This is a genomic window from Mesorhizobium sp. Cs1299R1N3, from assembly GCF_037179625.1.
Lineage (GTDB): Bacteria > Pseudomonadota > Alphaproteobacteria > Rhizobiales > Rhizobiaceae > Mesorhizobium > Mesorhizobium salmacidum.
Map to the genome: position 1 here is coordinate 175,107 of NZ_JAPYKQ010000009.1, position 22,649 is coordinate 197,755.

General features: G+C 64.3%; 21 protein-coding genes. 12 read left to right on the top strand and 9 right to left on the bottom strand.

The features are described 5' to 3' along the window. The first annotated feature begins 173 nt into the window (after positions 1 to 173). The gene (locus O7B34_RS20350) at positions 174 to 1,001 is read left to right on the top strand and encodes a hypothetical protein (RefSeq protein WP_337147744.1); all 828 of its coding nucleotides are present in this window, start codon (positions 174 to 176) and stop codon (positions 999 to 1,001) included. A gap of 148 nt (positions 1,002 to 1,149) precedes the next feature. On the opposite strand, the gene O7B34_RS20355 is transcribed toward O7B34_RS20350, so the two are convergent. From O7B34_RS20355 to O7B34_RS20395, 9 genes are all read right to left on the bottom strand, one after another. After that, positions 1,150 to 2,658, bottom strand: a complete 1,509-nt coding sequence (locus O7B34_RS20355) for an aldehyde dehydrogenase family protein (protein ID WP_337147746.1) — start codon at positions 2,656 to 2,658, stop codon at positions 1,150 to 1,152. Between the two features lie 83 nt (positions 2,659 to 2,741). Then, the gene (locus O7B34_RS20360) at positions 2,742 to 3,086 is read right to left on the bottom strand and encodes a cupin domain-containing protein (protein WP_095774732.1); all 345 of its coding nucleotides are present in this window, start codon (positions 3,084 to 3,086) and stop codon (positions 2,742 to 2,744) included. Positions 3,087 to 3,108: 22 nt separating this feature from the next. Beyond that, positions 3,109 to 3,450 carry a cupin domain-containing protein gene (locus O7B34_RS20365; RefSeq protein WP_337147747.1) on the bottom strand — a complete coding sequence of 114 codons (342 nt, stop codon included), beginning with the start codon at positions 3,448 to 3,450 and terminating at the stop codon, positions 3,109 to 3,111. Between the two features lie 100 nt (positions 3,451 to 3,550). Further along, entirely contained in the window at positions 3,551 to 3,901 is a 351-nt protein-coding gene (locus tag O7B34_RS20370; protein WP_337147748.1) for a cupin domain-containing protein, read from the bottom strand. A 157-nt stretch (positions 3,902 to 4,058) separates the two neighbouring features. Further along, positions 4,059 to 5,396, bottom strand: coding sequence for a glycosyltransferase (locus tag O7B34_RS20375; protein ID WP_337147750.1), 1,338 nt, complete (start codon positions 5,394 to 5,396; stop codon positions 4,059 to 4,061). Positions 5,397 to 5,412: 16 nt separating this feature from the next. Further along, entirely contained in the window at positions 5,413 to 6,486 is a 1,074-nt protein-coding gene (locus tag O7B34_RS20380; RefSeq protein ID WP_337147751.1) for an ABC transporter ATP-binding protein, read from the bottom strand. Beyond that, entirely contained in the window at positions 6,483 to 7,277 is a 795-nt protein-coding gene (locus O7B34_RS20385) for an ABC transporter permease (protein ID WP_337147752.1), read from the bottom strand. Before O7B34_RS20385 ends, O7B34_RS20380 begins: the two co-directional genes overlap by 4 nt. Continuing rightward, on the bottom strand, positions 7,270 to 8,112 hold the full coding sequence (locus O7B34_RS20390) for an ABC transporter permease (RefSeq protein WP_337147796.1): 843 nt from the start codon (positions 8,110 to 8,112) through the stop codon (positions 7,270 to 7,272). The genes O7B34_RS20385 and O7B34_RS20390 overlap by 8 nt, the downstream gene beginning before the upstream one ends. 100 nt (positions 8,113 to 8,212) lie before the next feature. After that, entirely contained in the window at positions 8,213 to 9,277 is a 1,065-nt protein-coding gene (locus O7B34_RS20395) for a polyamine ABC transporter substrate-binding protein (RefSeq protein WP_337147753.1), read from the bottom strand. A 229-nt stretch (positions 9,278 to 9,506) separates the two neighbouring features. On the opposite strand from O7B34_RS20395, the gene O7B34_RS20400 reads away from it, so the two are divergent. The 11 genes from O7B34_RS20400 to O7B34_RS20450 all read left to right on the top strand — a co-directional run bounded on the left by O7B34_RS20400 (position 9,507) and on the right by O7B34_RS20450 (position 22,560). Then, the gene (locus tag O7B34_RS20400) at positions 9,507 to 10,445 is read left to right on the top strand and encodes a GntR family transcriptional regulator (protein WP_337147755.1); all 939 of its coding nucleotides are present in this window, start codon (positions 9,507 to 9,509) and stop codon (positions 10,443 to 10,445) included. 10 nt (positions 10,446 to 10,455) lie between these two features. Beyond that, a complete protein-coding gene (locus tag O7B34_RS20405; protein ID WP_337147756.1) occupies positions 10,456 to 11,739 on the top strand; it encodes a glycosyltransferase in 1,284 nt (427 codons plus the stop codon). Between the two features lie 5 nt (positions 11,740 to 11,744). After that, the gene (locus O7B34_RS20410; protein ID WP_337147797.1) at positions 11,745 to 13,109 is read left to right on the top strand and encodes a glutamine synthetase family protein; all 1,365 of its coding nucleotides are present in this window, start codon (positions 11,745 to 11,747) and stop codon (positions 13,107 to 13,109) included. Positions 13,110 to 13,111: 2 nt separating this feature from the next. Further along, positions 13,112 to 14,410 carry an NAD(P)/FAD-dependent oxidoreductase gene (locus O7B34_RS20415; RefSeq protein ID WP_337147757.1) on the top strand — a complete coding sequence of 433 codons (1,299 nt, stop codon included), beginning with the start codon at positions 13,112 to 13,114 and terminating at the stop codon, positions 14,408 to 14,410. Positions 14,411 to 14,718: 308 nt separating this feature from the next. Further along, positions 14,719 to 15,576: a CoA transferase subunit A gene (locus O7B34_RS20420; protein ID WP_027144565.1), complete on the top strand. Its 858-nt coding sequence runs from the start codon at positions 14,719 to 14,721 to the stop codon at positions 15,574 to 15,576. Next, positions 15,573 to 16,367 (top strand): CoA-transferase subunit beta, encoded by a 795-nt coding sequence (locus O7B34_RS20425; protein ID WP_337147758.1) that lies wholly within the window; start codon positions 15,573 to 15,575, stop codon positions 16,365 to 16,367. The genes O7B34_RS20420 and O7B34_RS20425 overlap by 4 nt, the downstream gene beginning before the upstream one ends. Position 16,368: 1 nt before the next feature. Next, positions 16,369 to 17,574: a 3-oxoadipyl-CoA thiolase gene (gene pcaF / locus O7B34_RS20430; RefSeq protein ID WP_337147798.1), complete on the top strand. Its 1,206-nt coding sequence runs from the start codon at positions 16,369 to 16,371 to the stop codon at positions 17,572 to 17,574. A gap of 151 nt (positions 17,575 to 17,725) precedes the next feature. Then, the gene (locus O7B34_RS20435; protein WP_027144562.1) at positions 17,726 to 18,757 is read left to right on the top strand and encodes a BMP family protein; all 1,032 of its coding nucleotides are present in this window, start codon (positions 17,726 to 17,728) and stop codon (positions 18,755 to 18,757) included. Between the two features lie 295 nt (positions 18,758 to 19,052). Then, positions 19,053 to 20,564: an ABC transporter ATP-binding protein gene (locus O7B34_RS20440; protein WP_337147759.1), complete on the top strand. Its 1,512-nt coding sequence runs from the start codon at positions 19,053 to 19,055 to the stop codon at positions 20,562 to 20,564. Continuing rightward, positions 20,564 to 21,619 (top strand): ABC transporter permease, encoded by a 1,056-nt coding sequence (locus O7B34_RS20445; protein ID WP_337147760.1) that lies wholly within the window; start codon positions 20,564 to 20,566, stop codon positions 21,617 to 21,619. Before O7B34_RS20440 ends, O7B34_RS20445 begins: the two co-directional genes overlap by 1 nt. Continuing rightward, positions 21,616 to 22,560, top strand: a complete 945-nt coding sequence (locus O7B34_RS20450; RefSeq protein WP_027144559.1) for an ABC transporter permease — start codon at positions 21,616 to 21,618, stop codon at positions 22,558 to 22,560. The genes O7B34_RS20445 and O7B34_RS20450 overlap by 4 nt, the downstream gene beginning before the upstream one ends. Positions 22,561 to 22,649: the final 89 nt, after the last annotated feature.

The following is a 22,649-nucleotide window of genomic DNA, read 5'->3' on the forward strand; positions in this document are numbered from 1 at the left end:
TTGCAAGTCAAAGGCAGTGAATTCCGTTGCTTTTCAGTGGCTTACGTTTCCTGATCGGTGCCCGCTCTCGGATTGCGACCGCATTTGTTTAAAGTTTACCGGGTACAATTAGCGATTTCTCATACGCAGATGGTTCAGCGGTGGGCGAGAACGCGATTCCCGAGGAGATTACCATGACAAACCGGAAAACTCTGTTCGCGGCGCTGGCCGCATTGGCGCTTCTGGCGTCTCCGGCGCTCGCCGGCAATGGGCATGGCAACGGCGGCGGCAATGCTGGAGGCAATGGCGGCGGCAACGGCAATTCCGGGGGCAACGGCAATAGCGGCACCCACGGGAATAGTGGCGGCAACAGCGGCGCTTCGCACGGCAAGTCGTCGTCGGCACCGGGACGGGCAGCCAAGACGGAAACGGACATCACGGCCAGCACCACGGTCGATACGACCACAAAGGTCTCGTCCGTACCGAAGGACAAGAACATCCACGCCAAACTCGGCCGGCTGAACTCGCTGCAGCGCAACATCAACGCCTATATGAACTCCAAGAGCAAGAAGTTCGGTGCCATTCAGGCATTCGTGACGCAATCGGCGAAAGCCAAGAATGCGCAGGCCGCGGCTGCGGCGGCCGCCACCACGGCTGCCGCTGCCCAGGCCCAGCTGGATGCGCTGAATTCGCAGCTGAGCGCACTGACGTCGCTGTCGCAGGCCGAGATCGACGCCATGACACCCGAACAGCAGGCGGCCCTGCCTGGGCAGATATCGGCCTTGCAGGCCGATGTCACAGCTCAGCAGGTTGTGGTCGCCGCCGATAATGCGGCTGCCGACGAAGCCGCGGCCGCGGCAACCGCGGCAGAGGTCGGCACCGATGACGCATCGCTCGACGCGGCGCTGACGGACATGGCCAACAAGCCTGTCGACGCCGAGGTCACGGCTTGGGCCCAAGGCGTCCTTGCCGGCAAGATCGACCAGACGGCGGCCAAGCTTCAAGCGGGAACGACGCCGTAGCGGACCGTCACTGAAACGGCGGTAGCCAGTCAAAGAAGATGCCGCTGGGCTTCGCCCGGCGGCATTGTTTTTCCTGCTCGCGCGCGCTGGTCGAAGCGATCGAGGCACAAGGGCACAACAGCCGCGTGGTGTTGCCGGGCGCCATTCTTCATACGTGTTTGCGGCCGCCGGTCTCGCGGAACCAGCTGTCGGGATAGGGATACCACCAGTCCTGGATGGCCGGCCTGTGGTCGATGATGACCATCTTGGAACGGCGGAAGGCATCGAGACCTTGGCGGCCGAGTTCGCGGCCGAGACCGGAAGCCTTCCAGCCGCCGAAGGGCAGGGCGTCATTGTCGATCAAGGGGTTGTTGACCCAGACCATGCCGGCTTCGAGCCGTTCGGCCGCCTCATGCGCTTCGGCAAGATCCGTGGTGAACACCGAAGCGCCAAGCCCGAATGGGCTGTCATTGGCGAGCCGGATAGCCTCGTCGAAATCCTTCACCCGGCAGATCGCGGCGACCGGGCCGAAACATTCTTCGCGCACGATCGCCATATCCGGGGTGACGCCGGTCAGAATGGTCGGTTCGTAGAACCAGCCGGTATTGTGCGCCGGCGGAATGCGGCCGCCGGTGACGGCCTTGGCGCCGTTGCGAACAGCATCGTCGACCAGCCGCATGACCTTGGCCCGGGCCGCCTCGCTGACCAGCGGGCCGATCTCGGTTTTGTCCATGCCGTTGCCGATACGTAGCGCGCGCGTCTTTTCGGCAAACAATTCGACGAAGCGGTCATGCACGGCGTCGACCACGAAGAAGCGCTCCGCCGAGGTGCAGACCTGGCCGGTAAGATGGAAGGCGGCGGTGACGCTGCCGGCCGCGGCCACCTCAAGCGGGGCGTATCGGCTGATGATCAGCGGATCGCTGCCGCCGGCCTCGGTGACGCAGGGCTTCATGCGTTCGGCGCAGGCCACCGCGACCGCCTTGCCAGCGGCGACCGAGCCGGTGAAGGCAACCGCGTGCGTGCGGTCGGACGCAATCAACGCCTGCGCGGTGGCCGCTCCGCCGGGCAGGCAGGAGACCAAGCCTTCCGGCAGCGCGCGGAAGACGGTCATGTACTCCAGCGTCGACAGCGTCGTCGCTTCCGCGGGCTTGATGATGCAGGCATTGCCGGCGGCAAGCGAGGCGGCGACGGTCCAGCACATCAGCAGGATCGGAAAATTGTAGGGCATGATGTGGACGGAGACGCCATAGGGCTCATAGCGCGCGTACTGGAACGAGCCGGCCTGCGTCGTGCCGGCAATCTTGCCGGCATCGTCGCGTGCCATCTCGGCATAATAGCGGAAAATCGGCGCGCAATTGGCGATCTCGCCAATTGCTTCGGGATAGGGCTTGCCCATCTCGCGCACCATCAGTTCGGCGCAGCGCGTGAAATCCGCCGCCTCGATGGCGTTGGCGACGGCGTGCAGATGCTTTGCCCGGCTCTTGGCGTCGAGCTTTTTCCAGGCAAGCTGCGCCCTGGTCGCGGCGGTGAGCACGGCGTCGATCTCGCCGTCGCTGGCCGAAGCGACGGCGCCGACGGTTTCCAGCGTCGCCGGATCAACCACCGGTTTGGTCACACCGGTCATCGGCCGGTAGTCCGGATTGACGAAGAAAGTCGGCCGGTCGGGTAAAAAATGCATGGTCGCTCCCCTGTGGTCAGAGCCTTCTTGAGAGTTCGTCCTGCCGCGTCAGCTGGCCGGCAGAGTAGAATTATCGGGAACGCTCAGCGGATCATGTAGACCTTCTTGATAGTCTCATGGACCGTGCAGACGCCTTTCCAGTCCTGCGGGAAGAAGGCCGCCGTGTCCGGCTCGATCTCGATGACCTCACCGGACTCGTGCACATAGGTGCAGCGGCCCTCCAGGAAGTGGCAGAACTCGTCGCGGGTAACGTGGCAGTGCCACTTGCCTGGCGTGCAGACCCAGAGGCCGCATTCGGAACGGCCTTCCGGCCCCTTGTGGAGCAGCTTGCCCGACGTGTGGGATTGCCCCTCGATCATTGTCGGGATGATGCCCCAGTCGACGAGGTCCGTGACGGCAAGCGGCGATTGCATGATCGGCGTGGTCATATCGAACTCCCTGGTAAAGTGCTTACCGGCACATGAAGGCCTTGGTCAGCGTTTGCGTGATGATGGAGATGCCGGTCCAGCCAGCGGGGAAGAAGACGAGCGTACCGGCTCCAACCGGAATGTCTTCGCCATCGTCCCTGACATAGCTGCCGTGTCCCGAAAGGAAATAGCAGAACTCGTCGGCGTCAAAGCTGACCTTGCGGGTGCCCGGCGTGCAAGACCACAGGCCGCACTCGCTCGATCCGTCCGGATTTTTCGAGAGGATCTTGCCTGAGGCCCGCGGCGCGCCGGCGAGCGTATTGGCGCCCGAGCCCCAATCCTCCAGCTCCACGGTCGAGGCCTCAGGCCAATGCGGTGTCGACATATCTTGCTCCTATGCGGCTGATTGTTGCTTGAGCATGATCTCGGACAAAGGAGAACCGTTTGTCCGAGAAAACCGGTTTCCACTTTTCGGGATCATGCTCTCAGGCCAGCATGTAGACGTTGCGCATGGTCTCATGCACGGTGCATTCGCCCGTCCAGCCGGCGGGGAACATGACCACGCTTCCAGATGACACTTCTATCACCTCGCCGACATCCGACCGGTAGGTCGCGCGGCCGGAAACGAAGTGGCACAGTTCGTCGCGCGGGATCGAGAGCCGCCAGCGGCCTGGCGTGCAGACCCAGATGCCGGATTCCGGCTGATTGTTCGGCCCTTTGTGCACGAGCTTGCCGGTGGAGTGGGAGACGCCCGACAGGGCGTCGGGCTGGACGCCCCAGTCGACGAGGTCGGTGCGGATCGAGGTCTGGTGGAGGTGCGGGGCGGAGGAGGTCATGAGCGGGCTCCATAGTTATGACGCCCAACTTCGATTCGTTGACGCTCTACGAGGCCCCCCTCTGTCCTGCCGGACATCTCCCCCTCAAGGAGGGAGATTGGCAGCTTAGCGGCCGGTTCTCCCTTGGCGATCTTGGTGATTGGCGAAAGTCGGGACGCTATCCGATCTCCCCCCTTGAGGGGGAGATGTCCGGCAGGACAGAGGGGGGCGCCTGGGCTCGGCACAGCAGCGCCTCCAGCAAACCCGCAGCCTTCTCCGGCCCGTTGTGCGCCCGCATCTGTGCCGATGTCTTCGCGAGCTTCGCCTGCATTTTCGGATCGGTCAGGCAGGCTTCGATCTTCGCGATCAACTCTGCATCGGTCCAATCATAGCGCGGCATGCCGAAGCCGTGGCCGGTTTCCTCGACGCGGGTGGCGTTGTCGTGGCCGTCCCAGACATAGGGCATGACGATCGCGGGCTTGCCGAAATAGAGGCACTCGGTGAACGAGTTGTTGCCGCCATGGTGGATGACGGCATCGACCTGCGGGATGACCGAAGGCTGCGGGAACCAGCTGCCGACGATGACGTTGCCGGGCATGTCGGTGTACTGGTCCTTGTAGCCGCCGACATTGACCAGGGCGCGATAGCGGGTCTTGCCCAGTGTCGCGATGATACGCTTCAAAAGATCGACGTCGCCGGCCCCCAGACTGCCGAAGGAGACGTAGAGCAGCGGGCCGTCACTGTTCTTAGCGAAGGTCGGGACGGTGTAGGGCTTTTCCTGCCGCACGCAGCCTTCGAGGTACTGGAATTTCGCCGGATCGAGCGGATAGCGGCGCTTGAACTTTGCCGCCTCGGGATAGAGCAGCAGGTTCAGATAGGGCGAAGCCTCGAAGAACTGGCCGATCGGATAGGGCGCCTCGTTGTTGGCGATGAGGAACGTGTTGAAGTCGTCATGGATCGGCTTGATCACCGCATTGAAATGGTCGCGGTAGCGTTGGTGCCCGGCGTGGTCGTTCTCGCCGCAACCGGAAAGATGCGGCGGGATGCCTTCGTCCTCGATCTCGTTTTCCGAGCAGGAGATGACGCGCACCCAGGGCTTGCCGTATTGCTTGATCGCCGGGAACAGGATGACGTTGTCGACGCAGATCACGTCAGGCTTGATGGCGGTGAGCACGCCCGGCAGATCCTTCTGGGCCCACTTGGCGCTGTCGACGATCGCCGTCCAGCAATCCTTGACGTAATTGTCGATCTGGTCGTAGGGCGATTTGCGGAAGTTCGGGATGTGGCCGTTGATGAAGTCCTCCCAGAACTTGGCCATCTGCTCGGGCGGCATCGGTTCGGAAAGGTTCACCGGATGCGCCTCGAAGCCATAGCCCTTGTAGACATCGACGAAGCCCGGGTCGGACAGGAACACCGCTTTGTGTCCGCGCGCCCCGACGGCTTGCGCGATGCCGACGGAATTGAGCGCCGGGCCGTAGGCGGCTTCGGGGAAAAACGCGATCGTCTTCTGCGCCATCAGGCTACTCCTCTAATCATTCCGCGAAAATCCTGACATCGGCGGCGTCCCAGCCGAGTTCGACCTGGTCGCCCGATGCGACCGGCCGCCGGTCGGCATCGTCGGCGGTGACACGCACCAGGAACGGTTTTTGGGACAGCGGCGTTCGGACATGCAGTTGCAGGTCGAGCCCTTGATAGGCCAGCGCCTCGACCATTCCGGTGGTGCGATTGGCGGTTTGCGCCGCCGGGAACAGCCGGACGCGTTCGGGCCGCACCGACGCGACGGCAGCCGCCCCGGAAGAAAGCGCGGCGGGAACCTTGCCGGCGATGCGCGCGCCGTTCATGGCCACGACGCCATCGGCTGACGCCTTGCCCGGAACAAAGTTCATCACGCCGATGAAGTCGGCGACAAAACGGTCGGCCGGATGTTCGTAGACTGCGTGCGGCGTGTCGCATTGCAAGAGCTTGCCATCCCTGAGCACCGCCATGCGATCGGCCATGACAAGCGATTCCTCCTGGTCATGAGTGACGATGACGAAGGTGATGCCGACCTCGTGCTGCAGCCGTTTCAGTTCCAGCTGCATGGCGCCGCGCAGCTTCTTGTCGAGCGCGCCGAGCGGCTCGTCGAGCAGCAGCAGGCGCGGGCGCTTGACCAGCGCCCGGGCGAGTGCCACGCGCTGCTTCTGGCCTCCAGACAATTGCTCCGGCTTGCGATCGGCGAAGGGGACGAGCTCGGTTGTCGCCAGGATGGCATCGACGCGCGAGCGGATTTCCGTAGCCGGCAAACGCTCCATCTCCAGCCCATAGGAGACATTGGCCCGCACGCTCATATGCGGGAACAGCGCGTAGGACTGGAACATCAAATTGACCGGCCGCCTGTTGGGCGGCGTCGTAGCGATGTCCTTGCCGTCGAGCAGGATGCGCCCTTCGCTCGGCGTCTCGAAGCCGGCCAGCATGCGCAAGAGCGTGGTCTTGCCGCAGCCCGAGGGTCCGAGCAGCGCGAAGAACTCGTTCTCACGGATATCCAGCGAGATGCCGTCGACGGCGGTGACCCGGCCGAAATTCTTCGACACATGATCGATGGCCAGCAGCGTGCGCGGTTCGCTCATTGGCCGATCATTCCCCGGTTGAGCCGCTGCGACAGGGTCAGCGCGGTGACGGAGACCGCCATGACGATGGTGGCCAGGGCGTTGATCTCCGGCGTGATGCCGAAACGGATCATGGCGTAGATCTGCATCGGCAGCGTGGTCGAGGCGCGGCCGGCGCCTGCGGTGAAGAAGGCGATGATGAACTCGTCGACCGAGAGCGTGAAGGCAAGCAGCGCGCCGGCGATCACCGCCGGCAGGATCACCGGCAGTGTCACCCGCCGGAAGGTGGTGATGGCCGAGGCACCGAGGTCGGTGGAAGCCTCGACGATCGACCAGTCGAAGCTTTTCAACCGGGCACGCACCACCGAACAGACGAAGGCGAGATTGAACACGACATGGGCGAGGATGATGGTGTGCAGGCCCATGGTGAGGTTGAGCATCGAAAAGAACGACAGCAGCGCGATCGCCAGCACGATGTCGGGAATAATCATCGGCGCGAAGATCAGCGCCTCAAGCCCCTTGCCATATTGCCGGCGCATCTCGATGCCGATCGCCAGCAAGGTGCCGAGCAAGGTCGCGATGGCTGTGGAGACCAGTGCCACGATCAGCGTGTTGAGCGCTGCCGAGAGGATGGCAGAATTGCCGGCCAGCGAGACGTACCATTTCAAGGAAAAGCCCGACCATGCCGTCGGCAACCCGCCTTCGTTGAAGGACAGCGTCACCAGCACGGCGATCGGGATGTAGAGGAAGGCAAAGACGAGGGCGAGCACAAACCAGAGCGTGCGCCGCGTGGCAGGGGAGCGCTCAGCCATTGGCGTCGCTCCTGACTTCGGCGGCATGGCCAGAGGCGCGATTGGCGACCAACGCCTGCGCCATCAGCACCAAGAGCATGATGGCGATCAGCGCCATCGCCAAGGCCGCGCCGAACGGCCAGTCATTGGCGGTCAGGAACTGGTCATAGACAAGGTTGCCGATCATCTGGAAACGGCCGCCGCCGAGCAGCGCCGGAGTGACGAAATTGCCGATCGACAGCACGAAGACGAAGACGGCGCCGGCGGCGATGCCGGGCACGGTCAACGGCAGGATGACACGGCGAAACGTCGTCAAGGCGGACGCGCCGAGATCGCGCGAGGCTTCGGCCAGTTCCGGGTTGAGCCGCGACAGCGGCGCGTAGCAGGCGAGGATGACGAAGGGCAGATAGTTGTAGACCAGGCCGGCGATGACGGCGCCTTCGGTATAAAGCATCGAAGGCGGCTCACCGGCATAACCGAACCAGCGCAGGAGCTGGGTGACAAGCCCTTCGCGGTTGAGCAGCACGATCCAGGCGTAGGTCCGGATCAGGTAGTTGGACCAGAACGGCAGCACGGCGAAGAACAGGAACACCGGCTGCCGGCGGCGCGGGGCCGCCGCGATGGCATAGGCGGCGGCATAGCCGATCACCACCGCGATCAGCGTGACGGTGCTGGCAATGCGCGCCGAGTTGAGGAAGATGCCGGCGTAGAGCGGGTCGAAGACCAGCCCGAAATTCTCCAGCGTGAAAGTGTAGTCAATGCCGCCATAGATGCCGCGCCGGAAGAAGGCGAGCGCCAGCACCAGCGCGCACGGCACCACCATCAGCGCGGTCAGCCAGACCAGCGCCGGGGCCATCAGCAAGGAGGAGCGAAGTCGGGGCTGTGACAATCTTTAAGGCACCGTTCAGGGCCGGCGACGGAAGCGCCGTCGGCCGTGATCTCTGGTTTGGGGTCGCTTACTGCGCAGCCTTGATCTCGCTGACGATCTTGGAATAGTCGCGCTGGGCCTCGCCGACGTCGCGCAGCTGTTCGAATTTGACGAGGTCGGCCACCGGCATCGCCATGTTGGGGAATTTTGCCAGGAAGTCGGCCGGCAGGCTTTCCATGGCCGGCTTGTTCGGCACCTTGTAGTCGATGTTCTGGGCCGCCCAGGCGTGGTTCTTGGCGTCGAGCATGAAGTTGATGAACTGGAAGGCGGCGTCCTTATGCTCGGAGGCCTTCATCACCACCATCGTGTCGACCCAGAGATCCGACCCTTCCTTCGGGATGACGTATTTGATCTCGGGCTTGTCGGCGATACCGTAATTGCACCAGCCGTCCCAGGCCTGCACCATCAACGCTTCGCCCGAGACCAGCTTCGAATAGAAGGTGGTGTCGTCATAGGCGAGCAGGGTTTTCTTGGCCGAGATCAAGAGGTCCTTGACCTCCGCCATCTTGGCCGGGTCGGTTTCGTTGACGGAGAAACCCTTGTCGAGCTGGCCGGCGGCGAGCAGCCAGCGATCGGTCGCCAGCATGGTGGTCTTGCCCTTGAGCTCAGCGGACGGCGCCAGCAGGTCGCTCCAGCTCGTAGGGGCCGTCTTGACCAGGTCGGAGCGATAGCAGAGGCCGGTCGTGCCCCAGGTATAAGGCACGGAGAAAGTGTTGCCGACATCGTGCGGCAGCTTGGTCGCTTCCGGATAGAGGTTGGCGAGGTTGGGGATCCTGGCGTGGTCAATCGGCTCGGTCAGGCCGAGCTTGTCCAGCACCTCGGCGAAGGGCGAGGAGACGAAGACCACGTCGTAGCCCTTGCCGCCGGCGGCAATCAGCTTGCCCATGATCTCTTCATTGGTGGCGTGCACCACGACTTCGCCGGAGACGCCCGTCGCCGTCTTGAAAGACGCCATGGCGTCGGGCGCCATGTATCCGTCCCAGTTGGAAATGACGAGGTCGGCGGCCATCGCCTGCGCGGACAGCGCCATGGCAAACCCCAGGGCGATCGAAGGCATTCTCAGCGCACGGCGCCGCAGGCTGGTTGCAGTCATGGCGGACTCCCATTCCGGTTGCTTCGTCGAATTCATGCCGGACCCGCGACATGCGCCGCTGCATCGGTCCTGTTCCCTCGGTCTTTTATCGCCGATTGCATGGACAGTACTATTGCAGAAAAAAGTACGTCAATCCATAATTTGCCAACAGGCCGAGGAATCTGGCCGATTGCGCTGGAAAGGCCGATCGGTCAAACCAGTGCTGTCACGTCCGTTCACGAGCCCAGTCATGCAAACCGCAGCCCGACGACCTCGCACCAACCATCTCGATCTGGCCCAGCGTATCCTGGATGTGGCGCGGCAGCGCGGCTTCGCGCCCGGCGCGCGCCTGCCCGAGCAGCAGATCGCCTCGCTCTGCAATGTCTCACGCACCCCGGTGCGGGCGGCGCTCAGCCTGCTCACGGAACAGGGTGTCGTGCGCTGGGAAGCCGACACCGGTTATGTCCTGGCGATCGACCTCGCCGCGCAGCCGGCGATGTCAGCCGAATTGCCCGCCGCCGAGGAAGACGAGCTTGCCGAGGCCATCCTGCGTGACCGGTCGGCGCGGCGCCTGGACCAGACAGTGACCGTCGCCGGGCTGATGCGGCGCTACAGTGCTGAACGGAAGACGGTACTAAAAGCTCTTAACAGACTGACGGAAGAAAACTTTCTCGACCGTGCGCCGGGGCAATCCTGGCTGTTCCGCCGCGCGCCGGACGATCCGGAGGTGCAAGGCGAAAGCTACGAGTTCCGGCTTTTGCTGGAGCCGGCGGCGATCCTGATGCCGGGCTTCAGGCTGGACGGCGCGCGCGCCGCGATGTTGCGCCAGGCCATGGAGGCGCTTTCGGCGCTGCCCGACGCCGCCTTCGACACACGCGAATTCCAGCGGCTCGACATCGATTTCCACGGCATGATCGCCGAGGGCTGCGCCAACCGCTTCGTCGCCGACGCACTGGCCGATCACCTCAGGCTGCGCCGGCTGCCGGGCATCTATGCCGGCGTCAACGTCTTCCGGCTGAAGCAATCGCTGCGGGAGCACCTGAACATACTCGACCATCTCGAAAGCCGGCAGTATGAGGTGGCTGCCGATCTGCTTCGCATCCACCTGCGGCTCTCCCGCAGCCAGCGACCGCAAGCTGCCAGCCGCGGCGCGCCCGCACTGTTCGGAATGATCAGCCGGCCGGATTGAAGAGGATTAATTGACGCGTAAAGCGAGCCCGATTATCGCGCTGTTTCCCGAAGCCAGTTTCGGGGCGGCGTTGAATTGCGTCGGCATCGCGCAGGCGCTACGCGCGAAGGGCGCGCGGCCGGTTTTCATCTGCCATGCCGGGTTTTCCGGCGTCTTTGCCGACTACGGTTTCCAGGAATACCAGCTGCCGACCGAGGAGCCGCTGAGCGACAGCGAGCGCCAGAGCTACTGGCAGGCCTTCGTGCGCCGGCACCTGCCGCATTTCAAGCTGAGCCCGATCGACCAGCTCGAAACCTATGTCGCGCCGACCTGGCAGGCGATCGTCGACACGGCGGTCAATGCCGAGGCGCCGCTGCGCCAATTGCTGGCGCGGCTGAAGCCCGACGCCGTGGTGCTCGACAATGTCATCATGTTCCCGGCGATAGCCGCAGCCGGTTGCCCGTGGGTGCGCGTCGTTTCCTGCGCCGAGACGGAGCTGCCCGACGCCGAAGTGCCGCCCTATCTGTCCGGGCTTGCCTCCGATGACCCGCAACGCGGGGCCTTCGAGGCCCGCTATCTCCAGGCCTCGGCTCCGGCGCATGACCGCTTCAACCGTTTTCGCGCGGATTGCGGCGTGGCGCCGCTGCCCAAGGGCCTTTTTCTGGAAACCTCGCCCGATCTCAATCTGCTCCTGACGCCTTCGATCGTGCGCCGCGAACGCGCCGAGCCGCTCGATCCCGATCGCTTCGTCTATCTCGAAGGCTGCGTGCGTTCGGAGGGGCCCTTCGAGGTGCCGGTTTTCCCGCGCAATGGCGGGCCGCTGGTCTATGTCAGCTTCGGCAGTCTCGGCGCCATGGATGTCGGCCTGATCGAGCGCATGCTTGCCGTCTTCGACCGGCTGCCGGCGCGCTTCATCGTCAATGTCGGCGGCCTGCGTGACGCCTATCGGGCGGTGCCCGACAATGTCTATCTCGACGCCTGGTTTCCGCAGCCTTCCGTGGTGGCGAAGTCGGACCTGTTCATCCACCACGGCGGCAACAACAGCTTTTGCGAGGCGCTGCGTTTCGGCGTGCCGTCGCTGATCATGCCCTATTGCTGGGACGGACACGACAATGCGCAACGCGCCGGAGAGACCGGCGTCGGCGACCATATCGGCCGTGACGGCTGGACCGAAGGAGGATTGGAGAGAGCCATTCTCGGCCTGCTGGCCGATGACGCCATGCGCGCCCGCCTCAGGAACAATGCAGCCGAGATGGCGCTGAAACCCGGAACGGACGTGGCCGCGCAAGCCATTCTCTCCCTGATACGGACATGAACGAAATGCTCGATAAGAACTCCGCAATCAACGACCCCAAGGCCTGGCTCACGCAGCACGGCATCAACGAGGTCGAGTGCCTGGTGCCCGACATGAATGGCGTGCTGCGCGGCAAGGCGCTGCCGACGGCCAAATTCCTCAAGGCGCTGGAAGACCGCGCGCTCTATTTGCCGAGCAGCGCCTTCCTGGTCAGCATCGATGGCCGCTATTCCGGCTCTATCGACGAGGGTTTTGCCTATTCGGACCCCGACATGCGCATGGTGCCCGATGTCTCGACGCTGTGCCTGGCGCCGGGCGCTGGCGCTGGCAAGGCCTATGTCTTTGCCGACGCCTTCCACATGGACGGCAGGCCATGGATGGCCTCGCCACGCCATGTGCTGCGCGCCGTGCTCGATCTCTACCGCAAGCGCGGCTGGCGCGCGGTGGTGGCGCCGGAGCTCGAATTCTACCTCACCGCGCGCAATCCCGATCCGGACAGACCGCTGACCGCCCCGCTCGGCGCCAATGGCCGGGCCGAGGGCGTGCAGCATCCCTATGACATGGCGGCGCTCGAGGAGTTCGAGCCGGTGATCCGGCGTATCTATGACTATTCAGCGGCGGCCGGCCTGCCGCTCGACACGCTGATCCATGAATCGGGCACGGCGCAGCTCGAGATCAACCTGCTGCATGGCGACGCGCTGCCGCTGGCCGACCAGGTGCTTTTGTTCAAGCGGTTTACGCGCCAGGCCGCGCAGCAATGCGGCATGCATGCGACCTTCATGGCCAAGCCGATCGCGGCCCAGGCCGGCAGTTCGATGCACCTGCACATGTCCGTCGTCGACGAGGCCGGCAACGCGCTTTTCGCCAGCGCTGACGATGCCGACACCACGATGTTCGGCCACTTCATCGGCGGCCTGCAGAAACACATTCCCGAAATCATGCCACTGTTCGCGCCAAACGTGAACTCGTTCCGCCGCATCCGGCCCAACCACAGCGCGCCGGCCAACATCGAATGGTCGCATGACAACCGCTCCTGCGGGCTGCGTGTGCCGGCGGGAGGGCGCGCCGCAAGGCGGGTCGAGAACCGTCTGCCGGGTGCCGATTGCAACCCCTATCTGGCGATCGCCGGTTCGCTGCTTGCCGGCTATCTCGGCGTCGAGCAGAAGCTTTCGCGATCGGCCGAGGCCTCGGGCAATGCCTACAAGATCAGGAGCACGCTGCCGAAGACCATGGAGGAAGCGCTCGACCGCTTCACCGCTTGCGACCCGGTGCGGGAATTGCTCGGCGAGGACTTCTGCCAGACCTATCTGCGCGTCAAGAGTGTCGAGCTCGACCTGTTCCAGAGCGTGGTGACGAGCTGGGAGCGCGACCATCTGCTGCTGAAGGTGTGACCGTGGCATCTTCAACGGGTTTCAATTCCGGTCTCGATATCGGCAAATCCTACAACGTCGCCACCGCCAATCCGGCGCCGGACCATCCGGCGCTCGCCGGCGATGTCGATGCCGACCTGGTCGTCGTCGGCGGCGGCTGCACTGGCCTGTCGGCCGCCCTTCACGCCGCCGAGCGCGGCCTGAAGGTGGTGCTGCTCGAAGGCGGCAGGATCGGTTGGGGGGCGTCGGGGCGCAATGGCGGCCAGATGATCCCCGGCCTGCGCAAGGGCGCCAAGGGTTTGGTCAAGCTCTATGGGCCTGAGCGCGCCAAGGTGCTGTTCGACCTTGCCTTCGAGGCGCGCGGACTGGTGCTCGACATCATCGAGCGCAACGCCATCGATTGCGATCTCAGGCTGACCGGCCATCTGGTCGGTGCGGTTAACGGCTCCGACCTCAGGGATCTGGAAGAGGAGGCCAGGTGCCTCGAGAGCGTGATGAAATTCCGCGATGTCGAGATACTCTCGGCGGCGGAGGCGCGGGCCAAGGTCGACACGCCTTATCACGGCGCCATGTATGAGCCGCTCGGCGGCCACATGCATCCCTTGAACTACACGCTCGGCCTTGCCCGCGCGGCCGTAGCTGCCGGCGTCACCATCCACGAGAATTCAGTGGCCGTGAAGCTGGAGCGGGAGCCATCGATCCGGGTTTCGACGGCAAAGGGATCGGTCCGTGCCAGACATGTCGTGCTGGCGGGCGATGCGCTGCTCAACGGGCTGGAGCCACGCGTCAACAGCCGCATCATGCCGGTCGGCAACTACATCGTCGCCACCGAGCCGCTGGAGGGCACGCGCAACGTCATCCCGGCCAATGTCGCGGTGTCCGACACACGCTTCGTCGTCAACTATTACCGCATGTCGGCGGATGGGCGCCTGCTGTTCGGCGGCGGCGAACGCTATACGCCGTCACCGCCGGCCGACATTGCCGGCTTCGTGCGGCCGCACATGGAAAGCACCTTCCCGCAGTTGAAGGGATGCCGCATCGACCACGCCTGGGGCGGACTGGTGTCGGTGACAACGTCGCGGCTGCCGCATGTCGGGCACTATGGCGAGGTCTATTTCGCGCATGGCTATTCCGGCAAGGGCGTCATCCTGTCGACGCTGTCGGGCAAGCTGCTCGCCGAAGCGATCACCGGCGATGCGTCGCGGCTCGACCTGTTCTCGACGCTGACACCAATGCCGTTCCCAGGTGGGACGGCCTTGCGCGGGCCGCTCTATGTGCTGGGAATGCTGTGGTACGCGATGCGGGATAGGCTCAAGCATTGAGGGGCTAATGATCAGATGCTGGCGGGACAGTGCCCCCCTCTGTCCTGCCGGACATCTCCCCCTCAAGGGGGGAGATTGGCAGTTTTGACTTCAGCGCCTCTTCTTCGGCGGTGAAAATTGGCGAGGCGATCGCGACATCCGATCTCCCCCCTTGAGGGGAAGATGCCCGGCAGGGCAGAGGGGGGCACTGTCCCGCCGACTTCGGGAAGTTCAGGCCCCTTAGACCACAAAGAAATCCTGCTAGAAAATATCACATACGGTACCTTTGTTCGCAATGCGAACTTTGTTGCATCTTGAGGATCGCCGCGATGGTCAAGTTCCTGCCGCTCAAACAGTCCGTGGCCGAGAACCTCAGCAATGGCGACACGGTCGCCTTCGAAGGCTTCACCCATCTGATCCCGACAGCCGCCGCGCATGAGGCGATCCGCCAGGGCTTTCGCGACCTGACCCTGATCCGCATGACGCCCGACCTGATCTACGACCAGATGATCGGCATGGGCATGGCCAAGAAGATCGTCTTCTCCTATATCGGCAATCCCGGCGTCGGCCTGCTGCGGCGCGCCCGCGATGCGATCGAGAACGATTTTCCCCGGTCGATCGCGATCGAGGAACACAGCCACGCCGGCATGGCCAACGCCTATGAAGCGGGCGCGGCCGGACTGCCCTGTGCCGTGTTTCGCGGCTATCGCGGTGCGGGGCTGGCCGACGTCAATCCCAACATCAGGTCGGTCACCTGTCCGTTCACCGGCGAGGTGCTGGCGGCGGTGCCTTCGATCCGGCCCGACGTCACCTTCATCCATGCGCAGAAGGCCGACAGAAAAGGCAATGTGCTGGTCGAGGGCATCATCGGCATCCAGAAGGAAGCCGTGCTGGCGGCCAAACGCGCCGTGGTCACGGTGGAAGAAGTCGTCGACAATTTCGACGACCTGCACCCCAATTTGACCGTGCTGCCGCGCTGGATCATTTCGGCGATCTCGGTCGTGCCCGGCGGCTCGCATCCGTCCTATGCGCACGGCTACTACGTCAGGGACAATACCGCCTATCTCGAATGGGACGAGATTGCCGCCGACCGCGAAAAGTTCCAGGCGTGGATGCAGGCGAACGTCATAGAAAGAACCGCCGACGATTTCGCGGCCCGCGTCGAACATCTGAGGAAATCGGCATGAGCGAGGTTGCCTTTACCCCCAACGAGATGATGACGATCGCCGCCAGCCGGGCGTTGAAGAACGACGATGTCTGTTTCGTCGGCATCGGCGCGCCGTCGGCCGCCTGCAACGTCGCGCGGCTGACGCATGCGCCTGATATAACGCTGATCTATGAGAGCGGCACGATCGGCACCGCGCCCGACGTGTTGCCGCTTTCGATCGGCGACGGCGAATTGTGCGAAACCGCCGTCACCACCGTCGCGGTGCCGGAGATGTTCCGCTACTGGCTGCAGGGCGGCCGCATTTCCATAGGTTTCCTCGGTGCCGCTCAGCTCGACAAATTCGGCAACATCAACACCACCGTCATCGGCGACTATTTCCATCCCAAGACGCGTCTGCCCGGCGGCGGCGGCGCACCGGAGATCGCGACATCGTCGAAGGAGATCTACATAACCATGGCGCAGACCAAGCGCGGCATGGTCGAAAAGATCGACTTCTTCACCTCCTTCGGCCATGGCGAGGGTGGCGACCACCGCAAGCGGCTCGGCATCGGAACAGCTGGCCCGACATTGCTCATCACCGATCTCGCCATCTGGAAGCCGGATCCGGTGACCAAGGAATTCACGGTCGTTTCGCTGCATCCCGGTGTCACCCGCAAGCAGGTGCAGGAGAGCTGTGGCTGGGTGGTTAAGTTCGCCGAGGCGCTTGACGAAACACCGGCGCCAAGCGAACTCGAACTCAAGACATTGCGCGACCTGCAGGCCCGCACCAAGGCGGCGCATGAAGGAATCGGAAAAGGGAAGGCTGCCTGACATGGCCGAGGCCTATATCTGCGACTACATTCGCACGCCGATCGGCCGCTTCGGCGGTTCGCTATCTTCGGTGCGTGCCGATGACCTCGCCGCAATCCCGCTGAAGGCTTTGCTTGAGCGCAATCCCGGCATCGACTGGCAGGCGGTCAATGACGTCGTCTATGGCTGCGCCAACCAGGCCGGCGAGGACAACCGCAACGTCGCGCGCATGGCGCTACTGCTGGCCGGCCTGCCCAAGGAAGTCCCCGGCTCGACCGTCAATCGGCTGTGCGGCTCGGGCATGGATGCGCTGACCATCGCCGCGCGTGCCATCAAGGCCGGCGAAGCGGAGCTGATGATCGCGGGCGGAGTGGAATCGATGAGCCGTGCGCCTTTCGTCATGCCCAAGGCCGACGCTGCCTTCTCGCGCAATGCCGAGATTTACGACACCACCATCGGCTGGCGCTTCGTCAACCCGCTGATGAAGAGGCAGTATGGCGTCGATTCCATGCCGGAAACCGGCGAGAACGTGGCGGAAGACTTCGCTGTTTCCCGCGCGGACCAGGATGCCTTTGCCGTGCGCAGCCAGGACAAGGCGGTCGCGGCCCAAGCCAACGGCCGGCTGTCGAAGGAGATCACCCCGGTGACGATCCCGCAGCGCAAGGGCGATCCGGTCGTGGTCTCGAAGGATGAACATCCCCGCGCCGGCACCACGGTAGAGACGCTGGCCAAATTGCCGACGCCGTTCCGGCAAGGCGGCACGGTGACGGCGGGCAATGCCTCCGGCGTCAATGACGGCGCGGCGGCACTGATCGTTGCGTCGGAAGCAGCTGTCAGGAAATACCGGCTGACGCCGCTCGCCCGTATCCTTGGTGGGGCCGCCGCAGGAGTCGCGCCGCGCATCATGGGCATCGGCCCGGCGCCGGCGACGCAGAAGCTGTGCGCGCGGCTTGGCCTGACGCCGCAACAGTTCGATGTCATCGAGCTTAACGAAGCCTTCGCCTCGCAAGGCATCGCCGTGCTGCGCGAGCTCGGCATTGCCGAGGATGCGCCGCACGTCAATCCGAACGGCGGCGCCATCGCACTTGGCCATCCCCTGGGCATGTCGGGCGCCCGCATCTCTGGGACGGCCGCGCTTGAACTGCGCGAACGCGGTGGCCGCTACGCGCTGGCCACCATGTGCATCGGCGTCGGCCAAGGCATTGCCGTCGCGCTCGAACGGGCCTGATCATCGGTTCTCGGCTCGACAAGACCATGGCCAGATTCGGCGCTCCGCCAAATTTGACCATGTGGACAAAAGTGCTGACCCGTTCCATAGTTCCCCGTCTGATTTTTGGAACAGCCGGCTCGACACGGCTGTCGAACAGAGGGGCACTTCAATGGAAAACCGGAAGAACAAATCCCATTCGATGCGCGAAGGGCTGTCGCGGCGCAACGTGCTGGAGCTGGGCGCTCTTGGCCTGGCGGCGGCGATGCTGCCTGGCGCGGCCTTCGCGGCGGGCAAAAAACTGAAGGTGGCGGCGATCTTCGCCACGCCGATCGAGGAGCCTTGGGACAACCAGATCCACGTCGCCTTGCAGAAGGCCGAGAAGGAACTCGGTATCGAATACAAATGGTCCGAGAAGGTGCAGACCGCCGACTTCAGCCGCGTCATGCGCGAATATGCGCAAGGCGGTTACCAGCTGGTGCTGGGCGATGCCTTCGCCGCCGAGCGTGAATCACGCCGCACCGCCAAGCAGTTCCCGAAGACCGCCTGGCTGTTCGGCTCGGGTGCCGGGCCGGCCGAACCCAATTTCGGCGTGTTCGACAACTGGATCCATGAGCCGGCTTATCTCTCGGGCATGATCGCCGGCAAGATGTCGAAGTCGGGCACGGTCGGCGCGGTGGCGGCGATGGGCATTCCGGAAGTGAACCGGCTGGTCAACGCCTTCTTCGCCGGCGCCAAGGAAGTCAATCCGAACGTCAAGAAGAAGGTCGCCTTCATCGGCTCGTTCTTCGATCCGCCGAAGGCCAAGGAAGCGGCGGTGGCGCAGATCGATGCCGGCGTCGACGTCATCTATGCAGAACGCTTCGGCGTCATCGAGGCGGCGGTGGAGAAGAAGATCTTCGCCATTTCCAACATGTCCGACCAGTCGAGCCTCGGCCCCGACACGGTCATCACCGGCCCGGTCTGGGACATGTACCCGACGGTCGAGCAAGCGATCAAGCTGGTCAAGGCCGGCGTCTACACGGCGCAGGATTACGGCGATTTCTCGCGCATGGCCAAGGGCGGCTCCTATCTGGCGCCCTTGCACAAGTTCGACAAGACCTTGCCCGCCGAGGTCAAGGATCTGGTCGAGAAGAAGAAGGCCGAGATCCTCGAGGGCAATTTCCGGGTGGATGTGGACGAGAACACGCCGGTTTCGGATTGAGGGTTGGTTGCGAGGGGCCGGTGCGTGGCGCCCCCTCCGTCCTGCCGGACGCTGGTCACTCGGAAAGCCAAGCAATTGGCTTTCCGTCCGCTTCGCGGACCACTCCTCAACCTCTCTAGGGGGAGATCGGCGGTTTCTCCGGCAGTGCTTGTTCTTAGAGGTTGGAGTGGCGAAAGCCGAAATGACATCCCATCTCCCCCCTTGAGGGGGAGATGGGCGGCAGGTCAGAGGGGGGTGCAGCGCATCCCTCTCAATCAAAGCTGCCGTGGTAAAGCCAATCCTCTCAGGAGCGCCCTTGTCCGCCCCCCTCATCGAAATGCGCGGCATCACCAAGACCTTCGGCGCCCTCAAGGCGAACGAGGCCGTGGATCTCAGCGTGGCGCCGGGCGAAATCCTCGGTCTGCTCGGCGAGAACGGCGCCGGCAAGACGACATTGATGAACGTGCTGTTCGGCGCTTACGCGCCGGATGCCGGCGAGATCCTGATCCAGGGCCGGCCGGTACGGATCACGAGCTCGGCCGATGCGCTGGCCGCCGGCATCGGCATGGTGCACCAGCATTTCCATCTGGCGCCACGGCTGACGGTGCTGGAAAACCTGCTCATCGGTATTCCGGGCAAGTTGGGGCGGATCGATCGCGCCAGCGGGCTGGCCCGGCTTGCTGAAATCAGCAGCCAGCACGGGCTGACGCTTGATCCCGATCTGCCGGTCTCGGCGCTGGCGGTCGGCGAGCAGCAGCGGCTGGAAATCGTCAAGGCGCTGTTTCGCGGCGCCAGGCTCTTGATCCTCGACGAACCGACGGCAGTGCTGGCGCCCAGCGAGGTCGACGGGTTGTTTTCGGCGTTGCGGTCGATGGCGGCGCAAGGGCTCGGCATCATCTTCATCTCGCACAAGCTCAACGAGGTGCGGGCGCTGACGCATCGCTGCACCGTGCTGCGGCATGGCCGCGTCGCCGGCCGTGTCGACGATCCGGCCAACACGACGTCGGCCGAAATGGCGCAATTGATGTGCGGCCATGAGATCGTGCCGCCGGCGAGGGGGCCGTCGACGCCCGGCGCCGGTGTGCTGACGCTCGATGGCATTTCAACCTCGCGGCATTCCGGCACGGCGCTGCGCGATGTGTCGCTTGCGGTTCGTGCCGGCGAAATCCTCGGCATTGCCGGCGTCTCCGGCAATGGCCAGCGGGCACTGGCGGAGGTCATCTCGGGCGTGCGCGCGCCCGATGCCGGCCTGATGACCATCGCCGGCCAGACCGTATCGCGGTTCTCGCCGCGCGAGGTGCAGGCGCTGGGCCTTGGCCGCATCCCGGAGGACCGCATGACGACGGGGCTGGTCACCAATCTGCCGCTCGCCGATTCCATGGTGCTGCCGCGCATCGGCACATCGGCCTTCTCCGCCAGGGGGCTGCTCAAGCCGGATGCGATCCGCGCTTTCGCCGAAGAACAGATCAAGGCCTATGATATCAGATGTCCCGGGCCGATGACGCGCGCCGGCGCGCTGTCCGGCGGCAATCTGCAGAAGGCGCTGCTGGCGCGCGAGCTTGCCTTCGACCCAAAGGTGCTGATCGTGTCGCAGCCGACGCGTGGCCTCGACATTGGCGCCGCCCGTTTCATCCACGAAAAATTCCTCGACATGCGCACACGGGGGTGCGGCATCATCGTCATCGGCGAGGATCTGGAAGAACTGCTGGTGCTCTGCGACCGCATCGCGGTGATGTATGAAGGCCGCATCGCCGGCACGCTGGACAGCGCCGACGCGACCGTCGCGCGGCTCGGCCTGCTGATGACCGGCGCGGAGGGGCACGGCTGATGTTCCGCCTCGAAGTCCGCACCTCGACACCCGCCTGGTTCAACCTCGCCTTGCCGCTGCTGGCGATCGCCGCCACGCTCATCCTGTGCAGCGGGCTGATCGCGCTGGCCGGCGCGGGTGTCCTCGAATCCTACGGAGTTATGTTCACGGCTTCGCTCGGCGACAGCTATGCCATCACCGAAACGCTGGTGCGGGCCGCACCGATGATCTTCACCGGGCTGGCGGTGGCTGTCGCCTTTCGTGCCAAATTCTGGAACATCGGCGCCGAGGGGCAATTGCTTGCCGGCGCGGTGGCCAGCTGTTTTGTTGGCGCCATCCCCATGCCGGGGCCGCTCGCCATGCTGCTGATGGCGCTGGCGGGTGCCGCTGCCGGAGCCACGGTCGCGCTGGTGCCGGCGACGTTGCGCGTAAAATTCAAGGTCGATGATGTGGTGAGCTCCTTGTTGCTCAACTCGGTCATCTACTACGCCTTGATGGCGCTGATCGAAGGGCCGTGGAAGGATAGCTTCAGCGGCTACCCGATTTCGCCGCCGATCGAGGATTCGGCGAACTTTCCGGTGTTGATCGAAGGCACGCGGCTGCATCTCGGTGTCGTCGCGGCGCTGGTTGCGGCCCCATTGATCTGGTTCCTGATCGTGCGCACGACGCTCGGCTTCCGGATCAGGGTTACCGGCGAAAACCCGGAAGCGGCCAGATATGGCGGCATCCATGTCGAGCGAGTGCTGATCTCGACGGCGCTGCTGTCGGGCGCGCTGGCTGGTCTTGCCGGCGTCGGCGAGGTCGGCGGCGTGCACTTCCAGGTGATGAGCGACATCTCGCCGGGCTACGGCTATTCCGGCATCGTCGTCGCCATGCTGGCGCGGCTCAACCCGCTCGGCGTCGTGCCTGCGGCGATCTTCCTGGCCGCCGTGATGACCGGTGCGGAGGCGATGTCGCGGGCGACCGGCGTGCCGGCCTTCCTCAGCGACGTCATCCAGGGCACGGCGCTGCTCGCCATGCTGGTAGCGCTGCTGTTCACCGCCTATCGCATCCGCCGCGTCGGAGCCATCGGATGAGCGCGGTGTTCGAACAGATTTTTCAGGTCGGCTTTCTCGCCGCCATCATCCGCATCGCCACGCCGCTGGCCTTTGCCACGCTCGGCGAAATGTTCTCCGAACGGGCCGGCGTGCTCAATCTCGGCATCGAAGGCATCATGCTGCTCTGCGCGATGACCGGCTTCACCGCCACCAGCCTCAGTGGAAGCCTGTGGCTCGGCGTGCTGGTGGCGGTGCTCACCGGCATGCTGATGGGCGCGCTGCATGCGCTGTTCACGGTGGCGCTCGGCCTCAGCCAGCATGTCTGCGGCATCGGCGTCACGCTGTTCTCGTCGGGCCTTGCCTATTTCCTCTACCGGCTGATCTTCGGCCAGCAATCGGTGCCGCCGAGCATCAAGGGTTTTCAGACGCTGCCGATCCCGGTCCTCTCAGATATTCCAGTGCTGGGACCTGCGGTGTTCAACCAGTTCGCGCTGGTCTACATGGCGATCATTGCCATCCCGCTCGCCGCCTTCGTGCTCTACCGCACACCCTGGGGCCTGTCGGTGCGCATGGTCGGTGAAAACCCGCGCGCCGCCGATTCGGCCGGCGTCAGCGTCATTGCCACGCGTTTCCAGGCCGTCATTCTCGGCGGCGCCCTGATGGGGCTCGCCGGCGCCTTCCTGTCGATGGCGCAATTCAATGCCTTCACCTTCGGCGTGGTGTCCGGGCGCGGCTGGGTGGCGATCGCGCTGGTCGTGTTCGGCCGCTGGGACCCGTGGCGCTCAGCCGGGGCCGCGCTGCTGTTCGCCTTCGTCGATGCCTTGCAACTCCGCATGCAGGCGAGCGGTTTGGGGCATATCCCCTACGAGGCGTTCCTGATGCTGCCGTTCATCTTTACCATAGTCGCCATGGCGGTCATGTCGCGCAACGCGGTGGCACCCTCGGCACTGCTGAAGCCGTTTCGGCGGGAAGAGCGGTAAGCGAATAGGAATTGGCATCCTTTCCTCTCCCCCGATCGACGGGGTAGAGGAAGGGCGCCAAGCTGTCCCTGGGACGAAGACCCAAAACC

What these genes read in the sequence shown, in the direction of transcription:
- O7B34_RS20380 (WP_337147751.1), bottom strand. Translation starts at nt 6,486, where the DNA reads ATGAGCGAACCGCGCACGCTGCTGGCCATCGATCATGTGTCGAAGAAT.
- O7B34_RS20445 (WP_337147760.1), top strand. Translation starts at nt 20,564, where the DNA reads ATGTTCCGCCTCGAAGTCCGCACCTCGACACCCGCCTGGTTCAACCTC.
- O7B34_RS20435 (WP_027144562.1), top strand. Translation starts at nt 17,726, where the DNA reads ATGGAAAACCGGAAGAACAAATCCCATTCGATGCGCGAAGGGCTGTCG.
- O7B34_RS20400 (WP_337147755.1), top strand. Translation starts at nt 9,507, where the DNA reads ATGCAAACCGCAGCCCGACGACCTCGCACCAACCATCTCGATCTGGCC.
- O7B34_RS20355 (WP_337147746.1), bottom strand. Translation starts at nt 2,658, where the DNA reads ATGCATTTTTTACCCGACCGGCCGACTTTCTTCGTCAATCCGGACTAC.
- O7B34_RS20420 (WP_027144565.1), top strand. Translation starts at nt 14,719, where the DNA reads ATGGTCAAGTTCCTGCCGCTCAAACAGTCCGTGGCCGAGAACCTCAGC.
- O7B34_RS20385 (WP_337147752.1), bottom strand. Translation starts at nt 7,277, where the DNA reads ATGGCTGAGCGCTCCCCTGCCACGCGGCGCACGCTCTGGTTTGTGCTC.
- O7B34_RS20425 (WP_337147758.1), top strand. Translation starts at nt 15,573, where the DNA reads ATGAGCGAGGTTGCCTTTACCCCCAACGAGATGATGACGATCGCCGCC.
- pcaF (WP_337147798.1), top strand. Translation starts at nt 16,369, where the DNA reads ATGGCCGAGGCCTATATCTGCGACTACATTCGCACGCCGATCGGCCGC.
- O7B34_RS20360 (WP_095774732.1), bottom strand. Translation starts at nt 3,086, where the DNA reads ATGACCACGCCGATCATGCAATCGCCGCTTGCCGTCACGGACCTCGTC.
- O7B34_RS20365 (WP_337147747.1), bottom strand. Translation starts at nt 3,450, where the DNA reads ATGTCGACACCGCATTGGCCTGAGGCCTCGACCGTGGAGCTGGAGGAT.
- O7B34_RS20375 (WP_337147750.1), bottom strand. Translation starts at nt 5,396, where the DNA reads ATGGCGCAGAAGACGATCGCGTTTTTCCCCGAAGCCGCCTACGGCCCG.
- O7B34_RS20450 (WP_027144559.1), top strand. Translation starts at nt 21,616, where the DNA reads ATGAGCGCGGTGTTCGAACAGATTTTTCAGGTCGGCTTTCTCGCCGCC.
- O7B34_RS20410 (WP_337147797.1), top strand. Translation starts at nt 11,745, where the DNA reads ATGCTCGATAAGAACTCCGCAATCAACGACCCCAAGGCCTGGCTCACG.
- O7B34_RS20395 (WP_337147753.1), bottom strand. Translation starts at nt 9,277, where the DNA reads ATGACTGCAACCAGCCTGCGGCGCCGTGCGCTGAGAATGCCTTCGATC.
- O7B34_RS20370 (WP_337147748.1), bottom strand. Translation starts at nt 3,901, where the DNA reads ATGACCTCCTCCGCCCCGCACCTCCACCAGACCTCGATCCGCACCGAC.
- O7B34_RS20390 (WP_337147796.1), bottom strand. Translation starts at nt 8,112, where the DNA reads ATGGCCCCGGCGCTGGTCTGGCTGACCGCGCTGATGGTGGTGCCGTGC.
- O7B34_RS20350 (WP_337147744.1), top strand. Translation starts at nt 174, where the DNA reads ATGACAAACCGGAAAACTCTGTTCGCGGCGCTGGCCGCATTGGCGCTT.